This window comes from Asticcacaulis solisilvae (assembly GCF_052327315.1).
Classification (GTDB): Bacteria; Pseudomonadota; Alphaproteobacteria; order Caulobacterales; family Caulobacteraceae; genus Asticcacaulis; species Asticcacaulis solisilvae_B.
Genome location: NZ_CP166196.1, coordinates 3,677,324 through 3,700,588 on the forward strand (window position 1 = coordinate 3,677,324; position 23,265 = coordinate 3,700,588).

Below are 23,265 nucleotides of genomic sequence, written 5' to 3' on the forward strand. Positions count from 1 at the left end.
ATATCCTAGACGATGAGATTGAGGGCAAGGGTGGAAGAGCCGCCCGCGCGCATGGCCAGAAGGCCTGCGTCAACGGAGGCGGCGGCGGAGGTATCGGCATCGGCCGCGACAGCCGCGGCGTTCTGGAAGGCACGGGCCTGGGACTGGCGGCTCTGCGACTGCTGGTCCTGCTGCTGCGACTGGGCAAAGGCCTGGCTGAAGCTGCCGCCATTGCCGTCGTCGCGCGACGAAAAGGTCAGCGAACCGGAATCGAGGTTCAGGCCGGTCTGGGCCAGCTGGTGGCGCAGGTCGCCCTCGTGCGCCTGGAAGGCCGCGGCGGTGACCGGCGTATCGAATTTCAGATGCGCGGTCGTCGTGCCGTCGCGGGCGATGTTGAGCGTGACCTCGACCTTGCCGAGATCGGCCGGATGCAGCTCGACGGCGAACTTCGTATTGCCTTCGCTGAGCTTGCGGTTGATCTGAACCGCCATCGCCGAAAGGTTTTCGACCGTGGCGCGGGCCAGGTTGGAACCGCCTTCCGTCATGCCGGCCGCCTGCGCGCCCGTGGCCGTATAGGACCCCGTCGCTTCCGCCTGGGGCTGCTGCAGGGTAAAGCCGCTGGGCGCGGAGGGGCGCGATGCCGGCGCGCCGCCGGCCACGGATGCGTCGTCGGTCAACGCCTTGCGCATCGTCTTGAGTGCGCCACCCAGGGCATCCGTTTTCGGGGCCATCGGGGTGGGCGCGGCAACGGCGGCGGACGTATCCGGCGTCGCGGCGGCCTGAGCCGGAGCCTGCGCATCGCTGCCATCTGAAGCGGCCCTGGCCGGCGTCTTGGCGGGTGCGGCGCCTTGAGCGGCGTCAATCCCGGTAGCCGAAGCGGGCACGGTAGCCGAAGCGGGCACAGGAACCGAAGCCGGCAGGGGTTGAGAGGAGCCCGCCACCGGGGCTTGCGGTTTTGCCGGCGCCTTCGGCAGGACGGGTGCGACCGACCGGGCTTGCGCCTGTACCGGAGACTGCGCGGACGACTGGGGCTGAACCGCCGGCTGGGCCTGCGCGGCAGTAAGGACAGCAGCCTGGACGGCCGCCGTGTCGGCCCCGGCATCGGCGCCATCGTCGTCCCGAGCCTTGTCGGCCTGCGGATCCGCGTCGGCCGGCTGGGACGACACGCGCGTCCTTGACGCGGGAACCTGAGCCGGCATCGCAGCGGCCTGGGTATCGGCTTGCGGGGCCGGCAGCGTGGCAACGGACGGCTGGACCGTAACGGCCTGGATCTGGACGACCTGGATCGCCGCCGCCTGGGACACGGGCGCATCGGCCGGCACCGGCGCGGACGCGTCGGTCAGGTCCATCGCGATATCCTGTCCGGACGTCTTTGCCGTCTTAGGCGACGGGGGCGCAGCGTCGGCCGCTTCCGGCGTCACAGCCGCCGGATCGGCCGTAGCGACGGCCTGAAGGTCCTGGACAAGCTGCGGCAGGACGGGCGGCACGGTCTGCGCCTGAGCCGGCAAGGCCGCCGAAGTATCGGTCTGGGGCGCGGGCGCCGCGGGATCGGCCGTCGTGTCGCCGGCGCCTTGCGTATCCGAACCCGCCGGAGGTGTCAGCGCAGCCATCAGGGCGCCAAAGACAGAAACGGTGTCCGCCGGTGCCGCCTGACCCTGGGGCACGGACGCGTCGTTCGGCGCACCGGCGCCCTGGGGGGCGCGGCCGGACGAGATCGGCAGGGGCATAGGCAAGGCCTGGTCGGGGGACATGGTACTCACAAAAAAGGCGGTCGGATCGTTCAAGCCCTCACCGCCCCGCATTCGGCGGAGTGTTCAGGCAGCTCGTTCATCCGCAACTTCTTTGCGCGAACCCAATGGAGCCTTCGTGTAGCAAACCCCGGGCCAGAATTTATCTTATTGAATTTATTGAATTTAATATGGTGAACGGGCGGTCAAAATTGCCGCCTTGGCGGGGCGTCATGGACAAACTTGCCGGGTGGAGGCGCTGCGCCGGCGGGCGGCCGTGCCGGTGATCCGCCATCCCCTCACGCGCGAGTCATACAGTCACGCCGCGCTCTGGCACGCGACTTGAAATATTAATCGCCAAGAGTATCGCTTCCGCGAACGGAAAATGGCAAGATTATGAAATATAAGGCATTTTTGTATTTCAAACCTGAAGGCACCCGGCAAAACCTGCCGGGCGTGCTGCAGGCTTTGCCGGATTCCAGCCGCGCAGGCGCCGCGTACGGGAGCCCATCATGTCGATAAACGGCATCATGAACATCGCTACGTCGGGACTGTCCACGGCACAGAATGCGCTGAAGGTCACGTCCGACAACATCAGCAACGTCAACACGCCTGGCTACATCCGCAAGGTGGCGAACCAGCAGACGGTCGTCTATGGCGGCCAGGGCGCCGGCGTCACCTCGGGCCCGACCACGCTGGCGGCCGACCGCTTCCTTGAGCAGGCGACGTACAAGGCGCAGTCCGCTTCGTCGGCGGCGCAGGCCAGCTACGACCTGGTCGACCAGATCCAGACCCAGTTCGGCGACATCACCGACACGAACAACCTGTTCAACCAGATGAACAGCGCCATGTCGTCCCTGGCCAGCGTCGCCGAAAGCCCGAATTCCAGCGCCGGCCGCCAGGAGGTCATTTCCAATCTCAGCGGCTTCCTGGCCGAGGGCCAGCGCATCTCCGAGAAGATCCAGCAGGTCCGCACCGACGCCGACACGCGCATCGATACCGACCTGAAGTCGGTGAACGACCTGCTGAAGAACATTTCGACGCTGAACTCGACCATCTCGTCGGCCAAGATCCAGGGCCAGGACGTAACGGGGTCGCAGACACAGCAGACGCAGTATCTCGACCAGCTGTCCAAGCTGATGGACATCAAGGTCAGCCAGAACGACAACGGCGGCATCACCGTGCGCACCAGCTCGGGCCTGATGCTGGCCGGCGACGGCGCCGCTACCCTGTCCTATACGCCAACCGCCTCGGTCGATTCGAGCACGGTGTTCAACCCGATCACCATCACGACGCCGGCCGGCGAAAAGCGCGACCTGGCCGACAACCTGGCCTCGGGCGAGATCAAGGGACTGCTCGACGTGCGCGACAAGCAGTCGGTCGCCGTCAACGACCAGCTCAACCAGTATATGTCGAGCTTCACCGAGCAACTGAACGCCGCGCATAACGCTGCCTCGGCCGTGCCGGCGCCCGCCACCCTGACCGGCAAGAACACCAGCGCCACCCAGGATGAGATGCTGAACGGCATGACCGGCACCACCAACCTGGTGACCGTCGACACGTCGGGCAATATCGTCCATCAGATGGCGGTCGATTTCAGCGCAGGCACCTGGTCGCTCGACAACGGCGCCTCGACCGGCACCTTCTCGACCTCCAGTTTCGCCAGCGACATCACCAGCGCCTTCGGCGGCGCCGCGACCATGAGCTTTAACAATGGCGTCATGTCGCTTACCGCCGGCAGCGGCGCGACCGGCGTCGCCATCGCCGATTCCACGACCACGCCGTCCAGCCGTTTCGGCCAGGGCTTTTCGCAGACCTTCGGCCTTAACGACCTTGTCTCGTCCAAGCTGCCGACCAACACCTCGACCGGCCTGACGCTCAGCTCGACCTCGGGCTTCTCGACCGGCAGCACGCCCGACTCGGTCAGCTTCGCCGTCAAGAATTCCAACGGCGGCACCTTGTCGACCGTCAATGTCCAGATTCCGTCGGGCGACATGAATTCGGTGCTGACGGCGCTGAACGACACCAATACGGGTCTGGGCCGCTACGGCCAGTTCAACCTCGACTCGACGACCGGCGCCCTGACCTTCAACGGCTACGGCTCGCCGGCCAACAGCATCGGCGTTAGCGCCGACTCGAGCTCGCGCTACGGCTACGGCGTGTCGTTCAGCCAGTTCTTCAGCCTGGGCGGCTCGGCGGGCAACGTGGCGGGCGGCCTGGCCGTCAGCAATGCCATCAACGCCAACCCGGCGAACCTGTCGCTGGCGACGCTGAACCTGACCAACACCACGACGCCGGCCCTGGTGGCGGGCGACGGCTCGGGCGGCCAGGCCATGTCGGACATCGCCAGCAAGAGCGTGACCATTCCGCGCGCCGGGCTGAACAGTGGCGGCTCGACCACGCTGACGCGCTACGGCTCGGACCTGGCGGGCCAGGTCGGCAACCTGGCCGCCAACGCCAAGACCGACCAGCAGAGCTCTGACGCCCTGCTGACCGAAGCGACCAATCGCCGCTCATCGACCGAAGGCGTCAATCTCGACGAAGAACTTGTCAATCTCACCACGTACCAGCAGGCCTATTCGGCCTCGGGCCGCCTGATCCAGGCCGCCAAGGACATGTTCGATGTCCTGCTGAACATGGTGTAGGAGGTTAAGCGATGCGTGTTTCCACTTCGCAGATCTGGGGCAATGCCGTGAACAACCTGCAATCGGCGCAGGACCGGCAGATGCAGGCCAACAACCAGGTATCGACCCAGAAGGTGTCCACCGACCTGATGGGCTATGGCCGCTCGGCCGAAATCATCGCCTCGTACCAGGCGACCCTGTCCAACACCAACGCCTTCATCGACGTCAACAAGACGGTCTCGGACCGGCTGGACGCCCAGAACATCGCGCTGGAGCGGACCAGCGACGCTGCCTCCCAGGCCAAGGACGCGATCATGAGTGCGCTGGCCTCCGGCGACGGCACATCGCTCGCCACCGCGCTGCAAGGCGCGTTTTCGTCCTCGCTCGACGGCCTCAACTACGTCCACAACGGCCAGTACCTGTTCGGCGGCGGCAATGACGACCAGGCGCCCGTCAAGGTCGGCACCCTGACCGACCTGGCCGCCCTGACCCAGCCGTCCGACGCCTTCCAGAACGGCGACGTCAAGAAGTCGTCGCGCATCGACGTGCATACGACGCTGCAGACCGGAATGCTGGCCTCGGACCTCGGCACGACGCTGATGGGCCTGTTCCAGCAATACCAGCAGCAGGCCACGGCCACGCCGTTCGGCAGCCAGCTCGACGACACCCAGAAGGCCTTCCTGACCAACCTGGCCAACCAGTTCTCGACGACCTACGACGGCCTGGTCGAACAGACTTCGCTGAACGGCACCATGCAGAAGCGCGTCGACAATACCCAGACCTCGCTGCAGGGACAGGTGACCAGCCTGACAGGCCTGATCGGCGACCGCACCGACGCCGACATGGCCAAGGCCTATTCCGACCTGCAGATCGCCCAGGTCTCGGTCCAGGCATCGGCCCAAGTCCTGTCGAGCCTGAAGGACACGTCGCTGCTGAACCTGCTCAAGTAAGGGTTTCAGCCAAAAGACCTAGCAATTCGCTCGGGTTTGTCCTATCTGGTGCGGCATGGACGACAGCTGCCCCATCCCCTTGATCGCCGACGCGGACCTCGACGCCGCCATTGCCGCCACGCGCGCCGCTGTCGGCCTGCCGCAAGGCGCGCGCGTCGTCGCGGCCATGTCGGGCGGAGTCGATTCCACGGTCGTCGCCGCCCTGCTGCACCAGGCGGGCTATGAGGTCGTCGGCGTCACGCTCCAGCTCTACGACCATGGCGCGGCCCTGAAGAAGACAGGTGCCTGCTGCGCCGGCCAGGACATACACGACGCGCGCATGGCTGCCGAAAAGATCGGCATCCCGCACTACGTCCTCGATTACGAAAGCCGTTTCCGCGACTCGGTCATCGAAGAGTTCGCCGACAGCTATCTGCGCGGCGAAACGCCCGTGCCCTGCATCCGCTGCAACCAGACGGTCAAGTTCAAGGATCTGCTCGATGTCGCCCGCGACCTCGGCGCCGAAGCCATGGCGACCGGCCACTATGTCGAGCGCTCGGACGACGGCAGCCTCGTCTCCTTGCGCCGCGCGGCCGACATGTCGCGCGACCAGAGCTACTTCCTCTTCGCCACGACGCGCGAACAGCTCGGCTTCCTGCGCTTCCCCCTGGCCGGCATCCCCAAGCCGCAGGTCCGCCATATCGCCATGCAACTGGGCTTGAAGATCGCCACCAAGCCCGACAGCCAGGACATCTGCTTCGTGCCGGAAGGCAAGTATACGACGCTGATCGACAAGCTGCGCCCGCAGGGCCGCGAAGCCGGCGACATCCGCCATGTCGACGGCCGCCTGCTGGGCCGGCACCAGGGCATTACGGGCTATACGATCGGACAGCGCCGCGGGTTGAACATCGCGGTCGGTGAGCCCCTGTTCGTCGTGCGCATCGACGCCGATCGCCGCGAGATCGTCGTTGGCCCGCGCGAGGCCCTGCTGACGCGCGCCCTGTCGCTCAAGGAAACCAACTGGCTGGGCGACGAGACAGACCTTGAGGCCGCCGCCGGCGCTGCAAAGCCGGTCCTGGCCCGCGTGCGCTCGACACGCCCGCCGGTGCCGGCGCGCCTGGTGCGGGCTGGCGCGGGTATAGAAGTGGAGTTCGACGGCGCCGAAGAAGGCGTGGCGCCCGGCCAGGCCTGCGTTCTTTATGATGTGTCCGACCCGGGCCGCGTGCTGGGCGGCGGCTTCATTTCATCGACACGCAGCGCGTACTGATACGCCACCCAGCTTTTAGCTTGCGCTAACGCTACGCTCTTTCAGCGCGGGCGCCGGCTTCATTTCATCGACACGCAGCGCATACTGATACGCCGCCCGGCTTTTAGCGTGCGCTAACGCTCCGCTCTTTCAGCGCGGGCGGCGGCTTCATTTCATCGACACGCAGCGCGTACTGATACGCCGCCCGGCTTTTAGCTTGCGCTAACGCTACGCTTTTCAGCGCGAGCGTATTAAAAAAGCCGCCCCACGGACGTGAGGCGGCTGAAATTCAGCGACAGCGACGAAGGCTAGACCTCCGTCTTTTCCTTGTAGATTTCGGCAAGTGTCGGAGCATCGTCGTGCAGGACGACCTGAAGCTCGGCCTTGTCGATCGTCTCGCCGCATTCCATGCACTTGGTGATCGGGTGCACGGCGTGGCCGGCGTGCAGGAACTCGAAACCCGGCGTCTCTCCGGCATAGACATACTTGCGACCCCAATCCATCATGTTGAGAAGGATCGGTTTCAGGTCGCGGCCCTTGTCCGTGAGCACATATTCATAGCGCTTCGGCCGCTCGCAATAGAGCCGCGGCTCGAATACACCATGAGCGACAAGATGCTTGAGCCGCGCGGCAAGGACATTGCGCGCGAGACCAAGCCGCTCCTGCCATTGCTCGAAGCGGGCAATGCCCATGAATGCGTCCCGGATAATCAGCAAGGTCCAGGGTTCGCCAATAATGTTCAGGCTGCCCGCGATGGCGCAGCTCTGCTTGCTGTAATCAGCTGATCGTCCCAAAGTCTACTCGTACTTTCTTGTTGGCGCCCCACCCCGGTAAGCGCAATGATGCGGTAAACCCTACATTAGTCACGCAGAGCAAAATCGCTAGTACTAATTGCAGAAAATTTCTCTGCTACAATGAGTATTCAAAAACTACTCATTGCAGAACCTTACGATGTCTACCGTTATCGCCGTAGCGAATAGTCACGCATAATAGAATGAATACACAAAAACTACGGCGCATTTGCGGTCAACATGCGGCTTTTTAATGCGTGTCGCACAAGGCATGAAGCGGATTCAGCCGATATAATGTTGTTTTTTCATAAAAAAAACGCTGATTCGGCTGTGACGTCCGGGCACGCCCAAAAAAAATCGAGAGCGTTTTACCGGTTCGCGGCGTACATGCCGGCCATAGTATCCGCCAGTCCTGCCCAGGGCGCCGCGGCGTCAGGCTTGATGAAGTCCTGGTCGAACCGGCCACCCTGCCAGTGCATGAGTACCGTTACACCGTCGCCAAGATTCAGCACCAGGCTGTCGCTGGCGGTAACGATCGCCGCCTGGCCGCAGCTGGTGGCAAAGGTGCCGCAGTCGGCCGTATAGCGGCCGGCCGGGACGATGCGCGGCGCGGTAGCGCCGCCATGGGCATCATAGCTCGACACGCGCAGGTCACGCTCGCCTGAAGCGGTATTCAGGCGGACATGGACGGCGATGCGGCCGGTCGCCGGCTCATCGACCAGATAAAGCGTATCGCGGCGACCGTCGCCGTCAAAGTCGCCTTCCCGGACCTGGGCATCGACGGCGCCCGGATGAACGCCATACGGCATAGGCGACGCGCAGGCGGTTCCAGCCAGGGCCAGGAAGCCCGCCATAACCGCGACGCCTTGCACCGCATGCCTGAAAATACCCACCGTCGAATTCCCTGTTTCCGGGCCGGCTGTCCGAAAAAAACACAGCCGTCGCGCCCTCGCCCGCTTGTCTCGCAGGTTCGATGCCAGCATTGGCATAAACAGGGTTAAATGGGAATAATATTTTGTTAACCATAAACAGGCCTGACGGTATTGGGGTTTTGACCACCCCATTACCGCATTATCCGTTTACGGATTAATTTTCAGGGCCGCGATCACGCCGTTCTGCGGGGTCTTGGTCGCGCTGCCCTGGCCGTCCAGCGCGTCCCACTGGCTCTTGGCGACGAAGACGAAGGCATCGCCGTCCATGATGCCCTGGGTGGGCTGGCTCATCTGCGTGTCCGAGCGCAGCACGACATCGACCGACTTTACTTCCGACCAGTCGTCCGACATGTGCAGGCGCAGGACCTTGTCGGGATTGAACCCCGTCTGGATCGCCACCAGGTCGTTTCCGTACCGCGTCATGAACGAGATACCGAGCAGCGAGGCGTCTGCCGGCGTGACGATATGCTTCATTTCACCGGTCGCCAGGTCGACCCTGTACAGCCCGGAAATATAGTCGGCGACCATCAGCGCCTTGCCGTCCTGGCGCTCGGCCATGGCGTCGGGCGTGTCCATGTAGCCTTCCGGGATCAGCGTCTGCAACGCACCCTGATAGGCATTGAGCCGCAGGATTTCCCCGTGCTCGCTGTCGGCGACATACAGGTCTTCGGCGCCAAGCAGAAGATGGCCGAACTTGCGCGACTTCGACGGGTCGGTGATCGTCTGGACGACCTGTCCGTTGGCCGGGTCGACGACGACGATCTTCGAGGGGATCGACGTTTTCGGGTCGAATTTCAGCGTCTGCTTGCTGGCGGCGGTCGTCGCCCACAGCTTCCCGTCGTGCAGTCCCAGCCCGTAGGCGGCAACCCCTGAGCGGAAATGGATCAGGTCGCGCGCCCCCTGGGTCGACAGGACCGTCACCGTGCCGGTGCGCACGCCGCTGACGAAGAACTGCGTCGTTTCCGGCGCGTAGGCGATGCCCTCGGTGATAGCGAAGTCAGGCGAACTCGACACCACGCGCACCTCGCCCGTTTCAGACCGGTTCTGGCGGTTGCGCGCCTCCAGCGCGTCGTCCCAGAACTGGCGGAAGTCGGAATATTTCTTCAGGTCCAGCACATAGCCGCGGTGGACATATTCGCTGAGGAAGGCGCGCGCGTCCTTGAGCTTGTTCTGCTTCTGCGCCACCTGGACCTTGAGCAGCAGAATCGACGGCGAATCGGGGATGATCTCGCCCGCCTTCATGAAGTTCGCCATGGCGGCGTTGGGATCGTTGTGATCCATCGCCTTCATGCCGGCGTCGCGATAGTCGCGGAACTTGCCGAGATCCGAAGCCGCGTCAACGGCCTGCGCGCCGGCCTGCCCGGCCATCAGCGCACTGCTCATCAGCAGGGTCACGAGAATTCGCTTCATGTGTCGCTCCGAATAGCCCCGTCCCGCTTTAGCCCAAGCGAAACCGGCATGCCAGAGCATGATGACGGGATAAAGGCGAAGGCGAGATCAGACGTTCTTGACCAGCCGGATCGGCACGGCCGTCGTGTTCTTGACCGAGCGCATGATGATGCGGCTTTCGACGCCCGACACCAGGTCCGACGCCAGCAGCTTGTCGCGCAGGAAGTCGTCATAGGCGTGCATGTCGCGCGTCATCACGCGCAGCATATAGTCTTCGTGACCGGTCACCGTGACGCACGACACGACCTCGGGCCATTCGTCCAGCCGCGCCTCGAACGCCTCGAGATTGGCGCGCGACGGCAGGGACAGCTTCACCGCGGCATAGACCTCGAAGCCCAGGCCCAGCTTGTCCGGATCGAGCACGGTCACCCGCTTGCGGATCACGCCCAGATCTTCCAGCCGCTTGACCCGGCGCCAGCACGGCGACGGCGACAAGCCGACCTTTTCGGCCAGGTCGGCTACCGAAAGGGAAGCATCCTCCTGAATCAGGTCCAGAATACGCGCATCGAGCTCATCGATCAGATCGGACAAGATTTTACCCTCAACCCAAAGACTCACACTCATTCCAATGCAATATGGACAGGATTTCGCGAAAATTTCTACCCTTATATAAGCGTTGACGTGGGGTCACCTTGCCGGATTGAAATATTTTTGACGGATTTGTTGCCCAAGGACGATTTAACAGGCATCCACTACGGGGTGCCATTCCGGGGAAGTCTCTGAGCGTGCGTGTACTGAACATCATGCTGGCCGAAGGGCTGGGCGGCGTCGAGACCATGGCGTTGCGCTATCACGAAGCCCTGAAGGCGGCCGGCTGCGAGGTGATGAGCCTCGGGCCCGAGCGCGGCATGCTGGGTCAGGCGCTGGTCACGCGGCCGGTCGAGTTCCGGCCGATGAGCGCCCACATCAACCACGATCCGTTCGCCGCCCTCACCCTGCGCGGCGTCGCCCAGCATTTCCGCCCCGACCTGGTGCTGACCCATGGCAACCGCGCCACCGGCATCGCCTTGCTGTCCCTGTCCGGCACGGCGTCGCGCACCGTCCAGGTCGTGCACAACTTCCGCCACAAGCCGCAGGTCGCGCGCCTGCGCGCCGTTATCGCCGTCAGCCCGCCCGTCGCCGACAGCGTCCGCCGCGCCCATCCGGATCTGCCGCTGTTCACGGTCGACAATTTCGCCGCGCTGGATCCGCACGCGGTCAAGCCCGCGCCTGCAGCGACGCCGGTTCTCGGCACGCTCGGCCGTCTGCATGTCAACAAAGGCCTCGATATCGTGCTCGACGCCATCGCCCTGCTCGTCGGCGACGGCGTACAGCTGCACCTGCGGCTTGGCGGCGACGGCCCCCTGCGCGGTGCGCTGGAAGCCCAGATCGAGGAACTGGGGCTTCAGGATCATGTCACCTTCTGCGGCTGGATCGGCAAGACCGGCGAATACCTTAAGGATCTCGACCTGTTCCTGTGCCCGTCGCGCGTCGAACCCTTCGGCCTGGTCGTCATCGAAAGCATGGCCGCCGGCGCACCCGTCGTCGCCACCGATATCGACGGCCCCCGCCAAATCCTCCAGGGCGGCAAGCTTGGCTATCTGTGCGCGCGAGAAGATGCCCGCGCCATGGCGGACGCCATCCGGACGGCCCTGTCGGACTGGCCGGGGACGCTGAAAAAGGCCGAGGCCGCGCACGCCTACGCCCTGTCGCATTATACGCTGGAAGCCGGCGAACACCGCCTGATGGCGGCCCTTCAACAGATTGCTGAAATCAAGGCTTGATCAGGCGAACGGGATTGGCTATAGCGCCTCCCTCCGATGGACGCAGCGCGTCAACCCGGTCAGGTTGGGTAGCTCAGATGGTTAGAGCGGTGGATTCATAACCCACAGGTCGGCGGTTCGATCCCGCCTCCAACCACCAAAATTCCGCTGAAAATATGTGGCGCCATGCCGCCTCCGGCCCAGCCGGAGCGACGCCGCCGCGCCTGTCTCCATGCGCTCGGCAGGGGAAGACCCCGCCTGCGTAATGCAACTTTCGATTTATTTGAAAATCGAAACGGCGTTATGGCTGCGAATATCCAGAACGTATTGTTCTGCAACGGGCCGCGGTAATTATCACCGCCCTGCAAGAATCCACGCAAACGTTTGCGGGATTATCGGTTAATTAGGGAATAACCACAATTTTGGGTAGCGGGCAAAATGCCTCCGGCCGACAAAATGTCGTCCGGTATTTCAAAATGAAGGACAAGACGAAATGTCTTCTTCGGTTAATACCAATGTCGGGGCCATGGTCGCCCTGCAGAACCTCAACGCGACCACGTCGCAGTTGATGACCACCCAGACCCGCATTTCGACGGGTTTGAAGGTTGCGAGCGCCAAGGATGACGGCGCCGCCTACGCCATCGCCCAGACCCAGCGCGCTACCGTTTCGTCGCTCGACGCCGTCAAGGACTCGCTGTCGCGCGGCACTTCGGTGGTTGACGTCGCCATGTCGGCCGGTTCCTCGGTCTCGGACATGCTGACCCAGCTGAAGGAAAAGGCGCTCGCCGCCTCGGACACCTCGCTCGACACCACGTCGCGCGCGGCCCTGAACTCCGACTTTACCTCGATCCGCGACCAGATCACCAAGACGTTGTCGAACGCCACGTTCAACGGCATCAACCTGGTCGACGGCTCGCAGACCCAGATTACGGCGCTGGCCAATTCGGACGGCTCCGGCAAGATCACCGTATCCGGCCAGGACATGTCGCTCGGCGGTTCGATCGTGACGCTTTCGGCCGCGGCCGGCTTCACGACCGCGACCTCGGCGGCGGCGCTTCTGACCACCATCGACAGCTCGATCAGCAACGTTTCGTCGTCGCTGGCCAGCCTCGGCACCTCGTCGAAGGCGCTGGACAACCACTTGTCCTTCGTCGGCAAGCTCCAGGACTCGATCCAGGCCGGCATCGGCAATATCGTCGACGCCGACATGGCCAAGGAAAGCGCCAAGCTCCAGGCGCTGCAAACCAAGCAGCAACTGGGCGTCCAGGCCCTGTCGATCGCCAACCAGTCGACGGGCACGGTGCTCAGCCTGTTCCGCTAACCGCGGCGGGACTGGCCTCCGGGCCAGTCCCTTTTCATGAACGCCGAATGAACGCAGCCGTTCAAAGGCCGTTCAGGCGCAGACGACCATAGTGGTCCCATGACACGCGGCCGAAATGTTCAGGACCGCTCCGTGAGAGGGATATTCGTCATGCTTGCGCGTACAGACACCATCTTTCATCCGACCGCCGACAGCTTCGGTACCCTGACCGTGCGCGCCGCCGCGGCGCCCCGCGCCAATCCCGTACTGATGGCCGCCGGCCTTCTTCTCAGTCTCGCCCTGGCCCTGGGCACGCTATACCAGGTCGACCGCATGGTGTTCGCTCCGGCGACGCCCGTCGCCCATGGTGAAATCTTCGCCGTCGACATGGACTAAACAGGAGAGCGCCTCCCCGTCCCAAGGCGAAAAGGGACGAGGAGGCTGCAGGCCAGACGACTTAACGCGCCTTGGCCAGGTTGTTGGCGAAGTTGCCGTCGTCCATCGACACGTTGGCCGAGCCGAAGTCGGTCGTGTTGAGCGCGGTGCGCGCCGCGTCGGTCAGGTTGGTCCAGCCGATCAGGGGCTGGGTGCCGCCGACCGTCGTCGTGTCGCCCACCGTGTGGTCGGTGATGCCGTCGGTGAAATAGCGCACCTTGGGGTGCGTGCCGTTCATCGGCGGCGTGGTCAGCTTTTCATACGAGGAATGCTGCGAGTACGAGACCTGGACGACGGTCGCCGACGTCGAGCAGCTCGACAGCCACACGACGATGTTTTCCCAGTCGTGGCGGTGGCCGGCGATCACCTGGTCCTTGGGGAAGTACCAGGCATACATGACGGCGCATAGGCCGTTATAGGTCCCGACGCGCGAATAGACCTGGCCGGTGCTGCTGGAGCAGCCGCCATTGCGCGCGCCCGAAGCCGCTTCGCCGCCCGAGGTATTGCCGTACTGGTCGACGGCCGGGAACGGCACGCAGCCGTCTTCGACCTTCAGCGTCGGCTTGAATTGCAGTTCCAGCGCCGAAGCGCTTTCGGCGAAGCCCACGACCTGGTCGTGGTTGATGACGCCGGCGTTGGACTGGCCGGCCACGGCGGCCGACACGCCGAGCACCATCAGGGCCGGCAATGCACGCATTTTCATGAACATCGGTAGTTCCTTTGCTGTCTTTTGGGGGAGACGCTCCGGCGGGCGATGGGGAGGTACGCTTGCCTTGTCCGGACGCCGCAGGCATACGGTCGTCATGTGACGCTTTTGCCGATGTTTTGTGTCACTTATAGTAATTCTTTTTTCGGCATCGACGGAAAATTGGATATCATGTTCCAATTTTTATTTAAATGGAAATATCTTTCCATAATAAAATCAGTGGTATAAAAATTATTTTGCGACATTTGTCCCCTTTTTGCGCACAAACGGCTCTTATAGGTCGGATGCCCCGTTTTCGGACGGACTTGAGGACAAAAAATACAAAATCATATTCATAAATAAAAATGTCACAATAAAAATGTATGTGACTTCGCTTTTGCCCACAATTACTTAAGGAGCAAAAACATGAAGAGCCACTTTTATTTGACGTCAGCCCTCGCATCCTGCTGTATACTTACAGCCGGAATAGTATCCACGCCTGCGTCCGCACAGACTCAGCCTGCCGCCAGCAGCGATAGCGACGTCGTCGTGGTCACCGGCTTCCGCAAGTCGGTCGCCAAGGCCACCGACCTCAAGCGCCACGCCAACGGCTTCCAGGACAGCATCCTGGCCGAGGACATCGCCAAGTTCCCCGACACCAATATCGCGGAATCGCTGCAGCGCGTGCCGGGTGTCGCCATTTCGCGGGACGGAGGCGAAGGCCGCCAGGTCTCTATCCACGGCATGAGCGCCGACTGGACCCAGGTGCGCCTGAACGGCATGGAAGCCCTGGCGACGACGACCAGCATCGACAGCCGCGGCGGCGTCAACCGCGGCCGCGCCTTCGATTTCAACATCTTCGCCTCGGAACTGTTCAACCGCGTCGACGTGGTCAAGTCGACCGCGGCCTCGGTCGAGGAAGGCGGCGTCGCCGGCACGGTCGACCTGCATACGCCGCACCCCTTCGATTATAAAAACCTGACCTTCGCCGTGTCAGCGCAGGCCGCCACCACCAGCCACACCAGCAAGGCCGATCCGCGCATGGCACTGCTGTTCGCCAACAGGACGGCCGACGGCCGCTTCGGTTTTCTGCTGTCGGCTGCCTATTCGAAGAGCAATATCGTCGAAGACGGCTATTCCGACGTGCGCTGGGCGCAGGGCGGCTGGAACACGGCCCTGGCCAGTTCGTCGATCGATCCGTCCATCGTCGCGCGCCTCAACACCAAGGGCAAGGACGCGCTCTTCTACCCGCGCTACGACCGCTACGACATCTTCGCCTACCACAAGGAACGCACCGGCCTGACCGCGTCGTTCCAGTACAAGGTCAGCGATGACCTCGAACTGGGCCTGGACCTGATGGCCGGCCGCCTGCGCAACAACCGCGAGGAATATCACCTCGACGCCGCCGCCTTCTCGGCCACGTCGTCGACCAATGTCATGACGATCAACAGCCTGAAGGTCGCGGGCAACGACATCGTCGCCGGCTCTTTCGGCAATGTCTACCTGCGCTCGGACAGCCATATCGACCGCAACCGCACCGATTTCACGCAAGGCCTGCTGAACGCCAGGTGGCACGCCACCTCTACGCTGGACGTCACGGCGTCGCTGGGCCGCGAGGAATCGAACTTCAAAAACCCGATCCAGAACAACATCTTCCTGCGCACGCCGTCGACGGTCACCATGACCTACGACTTCGCGCAGTCGGACCGCGTGCCGGTTCAGACCTACAGCGTCGACACCAGCAATCCGTCGAGCTTCTACCTGTGGCGGGCCCGCCGCCGCAGCGACTATGTCGACGACGTCCTGACCCAGGCCAAGGCCGATGCGGTGTGGCGCGCCAGTGACGATATCAAGGTGAAGTTCGGCCTCAATCGCTCGACTCAGAGCTATGACAGCACCGGCTACGGCGCCAATGACGACGTCACCTATCCGACCGGAACCTCGCTGACCGGCCTGACCGAGACCCTGCCCTATAAGTTCGGCAAGGATCTCGGCGTGTCCGGCCTGCCGACAGGCTGGGTCGTCACCAACCTGCAAAGCGCCTGGTCGCAACTGCCGACGACGCCGGCCTATACGCAGACGGTCACCACGGGCAGCGTCTACACCATCAGGGAAACCCTGTCCGGCGCCTATGCCGAGGCGGAGTTCCGCACACAACTGCTCGGCCGCACGCTGCGCGGCGATGCCGGCCTGCGTTACGCCGACACGATCGAGGACAGTTCGGGCCTCGACGCCACCGGCACCAGCACGGTCGCGGCGCGCAGCCACTATTTCGACTGGCTGCCGTCACTGAACCTGGTGTGGGAAGTGCGTGACGACGTCAACCTGCGCTTCGCCGCCAACCGCAACCTGACGCGCCCGACCCTGTCGTCGCTGGTCCTGAACCCGAGCGTCAATTCGAGCGCGCGGCAGGCATCGAGCGGCAATGTCAACCTGAAGCCCTTCCGCGCCAACACCTACCAGGCCGGCGCCGAATGGTACTTCGACAAGACGGGCGTGCTGGCCCTGAACGTCTTCCACCTCGATATCGACAGCTTCATCGTATCGACCTCGGTCACCCAGACGTGGCGCGCCTCGGGCCTGCCGACCTCGCTCCTGCCCGCCTCGCAGGTGTCGAGCCTGATCGACGAAGCCTGGGTCTTCACCCGCCCGGTCAACGGCAAGGGCGCCAAGCTCAACGGCCTGGAGCTGCAGTACAATCAGGACATGACCTTCCTGCCGGCGCCGTTCGACAAGATGGGTTACCTGCTGAACTACACCTATGCCGACTCGACGACGCATCAGTCGATCCCGTGGGTCGACGGCACTTCGACCGACACCGTCCTGCCGCTGCCCGGCCTGTCGAAGAACAGCTATAACGCCACGCTGTACTACGAAACGCCGAAGTGGGGGGCGCGCCTGGCCGCCAACTACCGCTCGAAATACATCACCAGCGTTCCGGGCGGAAACTATAACGACGTGGCCGGCGTCAACGAGTCGTTCAACCTGGACGCCTCGGCGCACTACAATCTCAGCCGTCACCTGACGCTGACCTTCGAGGCGCTGAACCTGACCAACCAGGCCGACGACGAGTACGTCAACTCGACCAACCGCGTCTATAACTACACCAAGAGCGGCCAGCAGTTCCTTGCCGGCCTGCGCTATACCTACTAATGTCGATGCGCCCCGAAGACCTTGCGCCTTCGGGGCGCGTTTCCTTTTCCCGCGAGGCCGTCTCCATGCCCGGCGCCGACGATATGACGCCGAAACAGCCCGGACTGGTGGCCCAGCTGGTCGGCATCGAACGCCGGCTGAAAGCCTATCTTGCGCGCCGCACGAAGAATGCCGCCGAAGCGGACGACATCGCCCAGGAATCGCTGCTGCGCCTGTTCCAGCGCGGGCGTGAAGCCGATATCGTCAATCCCGAATTCTACGCGCTCAGCATCGCGCGCAACCTGCTGACGCGCCGCCGGCCCGATGTCGAGGTGCCGATCGAAGACGAAGCGCTCGAGATCGCCAGTCCCGAACCCGAAGCCCTGCAGACCCTGCTCGACCGCGAGCGCGTGGCGGTCCTGCGCAAGGCGCTGGACAGCCTCCCGCCGCTCAGGCGCGATATCTTTATCCGAAGGCGGTTGCACGGTCATACGCGCGAACGGATCGCGCGGGACCTCAATCTCAATCCCGAAACCGTCAAGAAGCATATTACCCGGGCGCTGGTCAGCCTGACAGAAGCGATGAAAGACCAGCCCCATACGATCGAGGACGCCTGAAGTGCCCGCTGATTTTTCTGAAACGCCAGAGATCGATATCATGGAACAGGCGGCCGACTGGGCCGACCTGGCGCGCGGCCCCATGGACACGGAGACGATGCGCGCCTTCCACGCCTGGCTGGCCGAAAGCCCGGCGCATTTCGAAGCGCTGAAACGAATCCAGGCGATCGACGGCGATCTCCATCTTGTCGCCGCGCTGGCGGAAACCGCGCCGGCCCGCCCTGCGCGCCGCTGGCTTTTTGCCACTGCCGGCGGGCTGGCCGCCGCGGCCGCACTGCTGGCATGGCTGAGCCCGCTATCGGCCCCGCCGGTGACTTATTCGTCCGCCCACGGAGCATTACGCCAGGTCGCCCTGTCGGACGGCTCGCACATCACGCTCGATGCCGACAGCGAAATGGTGGCGCGCTTCGGCCATGGCCGCCGCAGCGTCGAACTCAAGCGCGGCCAGGCGTGGTTCGCCGTGGCGCATGATCGTTTCAAGCCCTTCGTCGTTCGTGCCGGGGGAGTCGAGGCGACAGCCGTCGGCACCGCCTTCCGCATGGACCGGTCGGGCGAGGTCGCGGTGACCGAAGGCCGCGTCCGCGTCGATGCCGGCGCCGAACATCGGGACGTGGCCGCCGGCACCCGCGCCGATTTCGACGGCGGGCATCTGGTGCTGGCCAGCTTCGACACCACCGCTCCGGATTTCCGCACCGGCTGGATCGATTTGCGCGACCAGAAACTCGGCGATGTGGTCGATCGCTTCAACCGCTACAGCGACCGTCCGGCGGTGCTGGGCAACCCGGCCCTGGCCCGGTTGCCGGTCAGCGGCCGCTTCCGCCTCGACCAGCCGCGCCAGTCGCTGAGCCTGATCGCCACTGCCTATGGTCTCAGGGTCACAGTCGACGGCAATGGCGACCAATACACCATAGTGTCACAAAAAATGACAACCGGCGGCCTATAGCCCGGCAGGTTTTCCGTGGGGCGACATGCACAAGCAAAGGGTACCGGCCTGGATGGGTCTGGCCTGCGTCGCCGCGGGCCTGATCTTCGGCGCGCCCGCCCATGCCGCGACGCCGTTCACCCTCGATATTCCCGCCGGTGACGCCGAAGGTGCGCTGCGCCGCCTGTCGGCCGAAACCGGGCGCGCCATCCTGTTGCCGCCGTCGGCGCGGCTGAGCGGCCGCCGCAGTCCCGCGCTGCAAGGCCGCTTTACCCTGGCCGAGGCCATGGCCCGGCTGTGTCCGCCGGCGGGGCTCGACTGTCGCGACCTCGGCGTCGGCATCCTGGTCAGCCTGGCGCGCCCGCCGGCGCCTGTGCACACATCCGCGCCGTTATCGGTCCCCCAGGCTGGTCCGGAGGTCGTGGTCACGGGAAGGCGCGGCGTGCTGGGCCTGAAAGAGGCCGAGCTCAGCTATGCCGTCAGCCATTTTTCGACCGATGCCCCCGGCCACGGTCCGGCCGTCACGGTTGCCGATGCGCTGGACGGCTTGCCCGGCCTGTGGGTCGATACCTCCGCCGGGACGAGCGGCAACCAGGTGCGGCCACGCGGCATTCCGCTGGACGGATACGGCGCCATCGCCATTCTGGAAGACGGCCTGCCGGTCGAACACGAACCCAATCTGCCGTGGGCCGATCCGGACCAGTTCTATCGACCCGACGACATGCTGGCCGAAGCCACCTATGTGCGCGGCGGCCCGGCTTCGATCTTCACCAGCAATGCCCCCGGCGGCGCTGTCGATTTCACCACCCGCGCCGCCCCCGACCATGCCGAAGGTTCGGCCGCCGTCACGACGTCCGATACCGGCCTGGCCCGCCTCGACGCCCACGCCGGCGGCCCGGCCGGACAGTGGCGGCTGATCGTCGGCGGCCATGTGACGCGCGATCCGACCGAGCGGCGGCTGGCGCGTCCCTTAGGCGGCGGGCAGGTTACGGCGCGCGCCGAACGCGCCTGGGGTAGCGGGCACCTGAGTATAACCGTCCGCCATCTTGACGACACCAGCCTCAACACTTCGTCGGTGCCGTTACAGCGCATCGGCGGGCGCATCCGGCCATTGCCCGGCTTCGACCCGCGCGAAAGCTCGTGGTTCGGACGCGACGACGGCGTGCTGGTGTTCCGGACGCCACGGGGGCCGGACGCCCAGCTGTTCCGCAACAACAGCGGCAACCGGCTGGATTCGTTGACCGTTGCGCTGTCGCAGGCCCTGGGCCCACAGACGCGGCTGGAGATCAAGGCGCGCACACGGTTTTCCGCCACCCGGCGCTTTTCGTTCTCGTCCAATGGCGGCGCGATGACGCAAGGCGCGCTGGCCAGCCAGTTCGGCGGCGGGATCCGTTTTGCCGACACGACGGGCGCGGCCATCGGCGGCGACACCCTGCTGGCCATGGTGTCGCCGGTGGCGGCGCGCGTCACGGTGCGCGAAACCCTGGTGGACGCCTCCCTGTCGCACCGGTTCACCGCCTTCGGCGACCACGACGCCACGGTCGGCGTCTACGGCGCGGATTTCCAGTGGGACTATAACCGCCAGATCGCCCGCGCCCTGGTCGAGGTCGCCGACCAGGGCCGGCTGATCGACATGACGGGTCCGGCCGGCCGCATCACCGACCACGGCATCGTCAATTACGGCACGACCTACGAGGAGACGCTGAGCGACAACCACCTCATCGCCCTCTACGCCGCTGACGAATGGAAGCTGAACGACGCCCTGCGCATCGATGCCGGCATCCGCCGCGAACAGTTGCGCTTGCAGGGCGCCGTCGAGCGCACGGCTACTTATAATCTTGGCGACGCCTCGATCCTGGCCGACGACGCCGTGCAATACGGCACCGGCGCCTATGACCGCTTCGGCAAAAGCTTTTCAGCGACGGCCGCTTCGGCAGGGCTCAACTGGTCAGTGACCAGGGGACAGTATGTCTTCGCCCGCGCCACCCGCACCTTCCGCATGCCCGGACCCGGCAATTACCGCGGCACGGTTGATCCGCAGGGCGCGGGCGTGCTGCACATGGACCAGCAGGAACTGGGCTACCGCTTCAACGGCCGCAGCCTGTTCGTCAGCGAGAGCCTGTTCCACACCTTCTTCCGCGACATCGTCTTCTTCGACCAGGTCATGGGCCCGCAGAGCGGCGCGCTTATCCGCCGCCAGCAATCCGCCCAGGCCGTGACCAGCGGGCTGGAAAGCGAGCTGACCTGGCAGCCGTCGAAGATTTTCCGGTTGACCGGCGCGCTGACGGTCCAGGCGCCGCGTTTCCGCAACTATCGCTTTTCGCAGATCCAGAACGGCGTGCCGACAGTGTACGACCTCGACGGCCGGTCGCCGCGCCGCATTCCCGATGTGCTGTTTTCATTGAGCCCGAATGTGACGCTGCTGAACGGGCGCGTCGTGCTGTCGGGGACCTGGCAATATCTGGGGCCGCGCTTCGCCGACGACGCCAATACGCTGAAATTTCCGGCAGTCCATCTGTTTTCGGCCGCCGCGACGGCCGACCTGGGCAGGGGCTGGAAGGTCGATGTACGCGCCAGCAACCTGGGCAACGCATTGGCCATCATGCAGGGCGACGCCAATGGCGGGGAAATCGTCGCGGCCGCCGGCAACAGTCAGATGATTACAGCGCGCGCCCTGCCCGGGCGGCACGTCCAGTTGACCCTGAAGCGAAATTGGTGATCAGGCCGGGAGGGGAACCAGCGCGTCGCGGATGCGTTCGCGGACAGCATCGCTGATCCGGATGTGGCGGACGCGGCATTCGGCGTCCATGAACGAGGCCATGGTCATGGCGTCGTTGAGAACCACCTGCCAGGCGCCTTTCGGCAGGTCAAGTATAGGCGCAAGGGCAACCACCAGAGGCGATGCCTCCGTTGAACGAAGTTTTCGGGCCATTCTCAGCCTCCCCTGTGGGTTTACAAAACCTTAACACAGATTGACGGTCTGTCAGCCCCCAGATAACACCTGTAATGAATTTGTGATATTTTCAGCTCACGGAATGCTTGCGCAAAGGCCCGAATCCTGACGGTGCGCAGCGCCTCTACTCGATTAAAAGCAAGGTTACGCCCTGACGCACCAGGGTAAGGTCGAGCCTTGTCTTTCCCCCCGTGACGGTCAGGTCGGGCAAGGCCACGGGCGCCATGACCGACGCGTCTTCCAGGACCTTGTACTGTTTCTCATCGGGAGACTGCGGCGAACCCATGGCCTGCCAGGCCGCGTAAGCGTTGCCCGTCGTCGGATCGACGGTATAGCGCGTTACGTGCCGCGCACGTCCAAGGCCTGACACATCCAGGCTGATACGGGCGTCGGGCCCCTTCAGGTCGTCGTCATTGTAATACCAGACCAGGATGGCGATGCGGTCGCCGTCGCGCGTGGCGATGGCGGCAACGTCGTTGCGGCCGGTCGCCGCCTGCATCATGTCGTCGAGCGCGATTTCCGACGAGCTTGTGGCGCTCAGCCGATCGGGACCGAGCTTGGAGAACAGCCGGAAGACATTCATCACCGGCAGGTCGATGCCATTGGTCGCCAATTGGCGATAGCCGGCGAACCACGGCTGGTCCTCGAAGGTAAAGGCCCAGGTCAGCGCCCCTTCGAGACGGACGTGGTCGCGGTCGGCCAGGTCCCAGATGCGCGCGAAGCTGGCCGCCGTATAGCTGGAATACATGGTGCCGTTGCGATAGCCGTTCTGCGGCCCCGGGCAGGCGGCGCAGCCTTCCGGATCGCTCTCGCCGATGACGATCGGCTTGTCCTTCAGTTCAGGGACGGCGGCGATCTTCCTGAAGCCCGTGTCCACGGCCTTCAACTGCTGGAACATGCCCATGCGGACGTGACCATCGACAAAGGCCGGCTGCCCCTTGGCGTGAAACGACAGGAAATCGGTCGGCGTGCCGGTCTGCCCCGAGGCGTAGTTGGTGCCCGACACGACGTGCTTCAGGAAGCCGTCCATGAAGGCGCCGCCCGAGCCCGCCACATCGGGACCGCCGACGCGCGCTTCCGGCAACGCCCGGCGGATGCCGGCGACGGCATAATCGTGCAGCTTGTAGAAGTCTTCCGGCGTGCCGGTCCAGTAGGCCGGGCCGTTGGGCTCATTCCACACTTCGAAATACCAGGACGCCACCTCGGCGCGGCCGTAGCGTTCGATATTGTGCTTCGTCCACTGATAGGCCAGTTCGCCCCACTTGACATAATCCGTAGGCGGAGCATTCCAGCCGCCCGCGATCAGGCCGTAGGAAAAACCCGGCCGCCAGCTGTGGCGATACGGGGTTCCCTTCGCCGACGACAGGGCCTCGGGCATGAACCCCAGTTGCAGGTATGGTTTCACGCCGCGCTGACGATAGGAGTCGATGATGCGGTCGGTGACCGTCCAGTCGTAGACCGGGTGGCCGTCCTTGTCCTCGGTATAGGCGTTGGTCGAGCCCCACTTGAAGGCCGCCGTGCCGTCACCGGTGTTCAACAGGTTGTGGGCACGGAAATAGATCGACTGTGGCCTGAGCTCGCCGAGGTGCGACAGCAGTGTCTGCCCGTCCTTCATGGTGGCGTAGTTGGGCTCGTCCGCGCCGAAGAAGCGCCAGGCCGGCGGCAGCTTGCCCACCGTCTTTGCCGCGTCGACCGTGATGGTCACCGGAAAGCTGTCCTGCGCGTACGCAGGCAGCGCCAGACACATGGCCGCGAATGCAACCAGACCCGTTTTCAGCATGAGCGTTCCTCTTTTGGGAACA

General features: G+C 64.2%; 18 protein-coding genes and 1 tRNA gene. 11 read left to right on the plus strand and 8 right to left on the minus strand.

Annotated elements, in window-relative coordinates:
• Positions 1-5 precede the first annotated feature (5 nt).
• Positions 6-1,730, minus strand: a complete 1,725-nt coding sequence (locus AB8717_RS17315; protein WP_443748562.1) for a flagellar hook-length control protein FliK — start codon at positions 1,728-1,730, stop codon at positions 6-8.
• Between the two features lie 488 nt (positions 1,731-2,218).
• On the opposite strand from AB8717_RS17315, the gene flgK reads away from it, so the two are divergent.
• The 3 genes from flgK to mnmA are packed head-to-tail and all read left to right on the plus strand — an operon-like array spanning position 2,219 to position 6,526.
• Complete coding sequence (gene flgK / locus AB8717_RS17320; protein ID WP_443748563.1) at positions 2,219-4,351, plus strand: flagellar hook-associated protein FlgK; 2,133 nt, start codon at positions 2,219-2,221, stop codon at positions 4,349-4,351.
• 11 nt (positions 4,352-4,362) lie between these two features.
• Positions 4,363-5,280 (plus strand): flagellin, encoded by a 918-nt coding sequence (locus AB8717_RS17325; protein ID WP_443748564.1) that lies wholly within the window; start codon positions 4,363-4,365, stop codon positions 5,278-5,280.
• 55 nt (positions 5,281-5,335) lie between these two features.
• Entirely contained in the window at positions 5,336-6,526 is a 1,191-nt protein-coding gene (mnmA, locus tag AB8717_RS17330) for a tRNA 2-thiouridine(34) synthase MnmA (protein WP_443748565.1), read from the plus strand.
• A gap of 287 nt (positions 6,527-6,813) precedes the next feature.
• On the opposite strand, the gene AB8717_RS17335 is transcribed toward mnmA, so the two are convergent.
• The 4 genes from AB8717_RS17335 to AB8717_RS17350 all read right to left on the minus strand — a co-directional run bounded on the left by AB8717_RS17335 (position 6,814) and on the right by AB8717_RS17350 (position 10,208).
• On the minus strand, positions 6,814-7,197 hold the full coding sequence (locus tag AB8717_RS17335; RefSeq protein WP_443748566.1) for a winged helix-turn-helix transcriptional regulator: 384 nt from the start codon (positions 7,195-7,197) through the stop codon (positions 6,814-6,816).
• Positions 7,198-7,664: 467 nt separating this feature from the next.
• Positions 7,665-8,189: a hypothetical protein gene (locus tag AB8717_RS17340; RefSeq protein ID WP_443748567.1), complete on the minus strand. Its 525-nt coding sequence runs from the start codon at positions 8,187-8,189 to the stop codon at positions 7,665-7,667.
• A gap of 186 nt (positions 8,190-8,375) precedes the next feature.
• Positions 8,376-9,638 (minus strand): tetratricopeptide repeat protein, encoded by a 1,263-nt coding sequence (locus tag AB8717_RS17345; RefSeq protein WP_443748568.1) that lies wholly within the window; start codon positions 9,636-9,638, stop codon positions 8,376-8,378.
• Between the two features lie 87 nt (positions 9,639-9,725).
• On the minus strand, positions 9,726-10,208 hold the full coding sequence (locus AB8717_RS17350; protein ID WP_443748569.1) for an Lrp/AsnC family transcriptional regulator: 483 nt from the start codon (positions 10,206-10,208) through the stop codon (positions 9,726-9,728).
• A gap of 194 nt (positions 10,209-10,402) precedes the next feature.
• On the opposite strand from AB8717_RS17350, the gene AB8717_RS17355 reads away from it, so the two are divergent.
• The 4 genes from AB8717_RS17355 (at position 10,403) to AB8717_RS17370 (ending at position 13,115) form a co-directional block, all read left to right on the plus strand.
• Positions 10,403-11,440, plus strand: coding sequence for a glycosyltransferase (locus AB8717_RS17355; protein WP_443748570.1), 1,038 nt, complete (start codon positions 10,403-10,405; stop codon positions 11,438-11,440).
• 62 nt (positions 11,441-11,502) lie between these two features.
• Positions 11,503-11,579 (plus strand) — tRNA-Met (locus AB8717_RS17360).
• A gap of 333 nt (positions 11,580-11,912) precedes the next feature.
• The gene (locus tag AB8717_RS17365) at positions 11,913-12,740 is read left to right on the plus strand and encodes a flagellin (RefSeq protein WP_443748571.1); all 828 of its coding nucleotides are present in this window, start codon (positions 11,913-11,915) and stop codon (positions 12,738-12,740) included.
• Positions 12,741-12,890: 150 nt separating this feature from the next.
• A complete protein-coding gene (locus AB8717_RS17370) occupies positions 12,891-13,115 on the plus strand; it encodes a hypothetical protein (protein WP_443748572.1) in 225 nt (74 codons plus the stop codon).
• Positions 13,116-13,176: 61 nt separating this feature from the next.
• Here the strand turns inward: AB8717_RS17370 and AB8717_RS17375 are convergent, their stop codons facing one another.
• Positions 13,177-13,863 carry an NPP1 family protein gene (locus tag AB8717_RS17375; RefSeq protein WP_443748573.1) on the minus strand — a complete coding sequence of 229 codons (687 nt, stop codon included), beginning with the start codon at positions 13,861-13,863 and terminating at the stop codon, positions 13,177-13,179.
• A 525-nt stretch (positions 13,864-14,388) separates the two neighbouring features.
• On the opposite strand from AB8717_RS17375, the gene AB8717_RS17380 reads away from it, so the two are divergent.
• From AB8717_RS17380 to AB8717_RS17395, 4 genes are all read left to right on the plus strand, one after another.
• On the plus strand, positions 14,389-16,992 hold the full coding sequence (locus AB8717_RS17380; RefSeq protein WP_443748574.1) for a TonB-dependent receptor: 2,604 nt from the start codon (positions 14,389-14,391) through the stop codon (positions 16,990-16,992).
• 65 nt (positions 16,993-17,057) lie between these two features.
• Positions 17,058-17,588 carry an RNA polymerase sigma factor gene (locus AB8717_RS17385; RefSeq protein WP_443748575.1) on the plus strand — a complete coding sequence of 177 codons (531 nt, stop codon included), beginning with the start codon at positions 17,058-17,060 and terminating at the stop codon, positions 17,586-17,588.
• 40 nt (positions 17,589-17,628) lie between these two features.
• A complete protein-coding gene (locus AB8717_RS17390) occupies positions 17,629-18,531 on the plus strand; it encodes a FecR family protein (RefSeq protein WP_443748576.1) in 903 nt (300 codons plus the stop codon).
• A gap of 25 nt (positions 18,532-18,556) precedes the next feature.
• A complete protein-coding gene (locus tag AB8717_RS17395; protein ID WP_443748577.1) occupies positions 18,557-21,229 on the plus strand; it encodes a TonB-dependent receptor in 2,673 nt (890 codons plus the stop codon).
• On the opposite strand, the gene AB8717_RS17400 is transcribed toward AB8717_RS17395, so the two are convergent.
• Together AB8717_RS17400 and AB8717_RS17405 are read right to left on the minus strand one after the other, a co-directional pair.
• Positions 21,230-21,442, minus strand: a complete 213-nt coding sequence (locus AB8717_RS17400) for a hypothetical protein (RefSeq protein ID WP_443748578.1) — start codon at positions 21,440-21,442, stop codon at positions 21,230-21,232. It lies immediately after the preceding gene.
• A gap of 145 nt (positions 21,443-21,587) precedes the next feature.
• A complete protein-coding gene (locus AB8717_RS17405) occupies positions 21,588-23,243 on the minus strand; it encodes a GH39 family glycosyl hydrolase (RefSeq protein ID WP_443748579.1) in 1,656 nt (551 codons plus the stop codon).
• Between the last annotated feature and the right edge of the window lie 22 nt (positions 23,244-23,265).

Bases quoted from the DNA above. Each gene is read 5' to 3' on its own strand.
- AB8717_RS17325 (WP_443748564.1), top strand. From the start codon at position 4,363: ATGCGTGTTTCCACTTCGCAGATCTGGGGCAATGCCGTGAACAACCTG.
- AB8717_RS17345 (WP_443748568.1), bottom strand. From the start codon at position 9,638: ATGAAGCGAATTCTCGTGACCCTGCTGATGAGCAGTGCGCTGATGGCC.
- flgK (WP_443748563.1), top strand. From the start codon at position 2,219: ATGTCGATAAACGGCATCATGAACATCGCTACGTCGGGACTGTCCACG.
- mnmA (WP_443748565.1), top strand. From the start codon at position 5,336: ATGGACGACAGCTGCCCCATCCCCTTGATCGCCGACGCGGACCTCGAC.
- AB8717_RS17395 (WP_443748577.1), top strand. From the start codon at position 18,557: ATGCACAAGCAAAGGGTACCGGCCTGGATGGGTCTGGCCTGCGTCGCC.
- AB8717_RS17405 (WP_443748579.1), bottom strand. From the start codon at position 23,243: ATGCTGAAAACGGGTCTGGTTGCATTCGCGGCCATGTGTCTGGCGCTG.
- AB8717_RS17390 (WP_443748576.1), top strand. From the start codon at position 17,629: ATGGAACAGGCGGCCGACTGGGCCGACCTGGCGCGCGGCCCCATGGAC.
- AB8717_RS17365 (WP_443748571.1), top strand. From the start codon at position 11,913: ATGTCTTCTTCGGTTAATACCAATGTCGGGGCCATGGTCGCCCTGCAG.
- AB8717_RS17400 (WP_443748578.1), bottom strand. From the start codon at position 21,442: ATGGCCCGAAAACTTCGTTCAACGGAGGCATCGCCTCTGGTGGTTGCC.
- AB8717_RS17335 (WP_443748566.1), bottom strand. From the start codon at position 7,197: ATGGGCATTGCCCGCTTCGAGCAATGGCAGGAGCGGCTTGGTCTCGCG.
- AB8717_RS17315 (WP_443748562.1), bottom strand. From the start codon at position 1,730: ATGTCCCCCGACCAGGCCTTGCCTATGCCCCTGCCGATCTCGTCCGGC.
- AB8717_RS17370 (WP_443748572.1), top strand. From the start codon at position 12,891: ATGCTTGCGCGTACAGACACCATCTTTCATCCGACCGCCGACAGCTTC.
- AB8717_RS17385 (WP_443748575.1), top strand. From the start codon at position 17,058: ATGCCCGGCGCCGACGATATGACGCCGAAACAGCCCGGACTGGTGGCC.
- AB8717_RS17375 (WP_443748573.1), bottom strand. From the start codon at position 13,863: ATGTTCATGAAAATGCGTGCATTGCCGGCCCTGATGGTGCTCGGCGTG.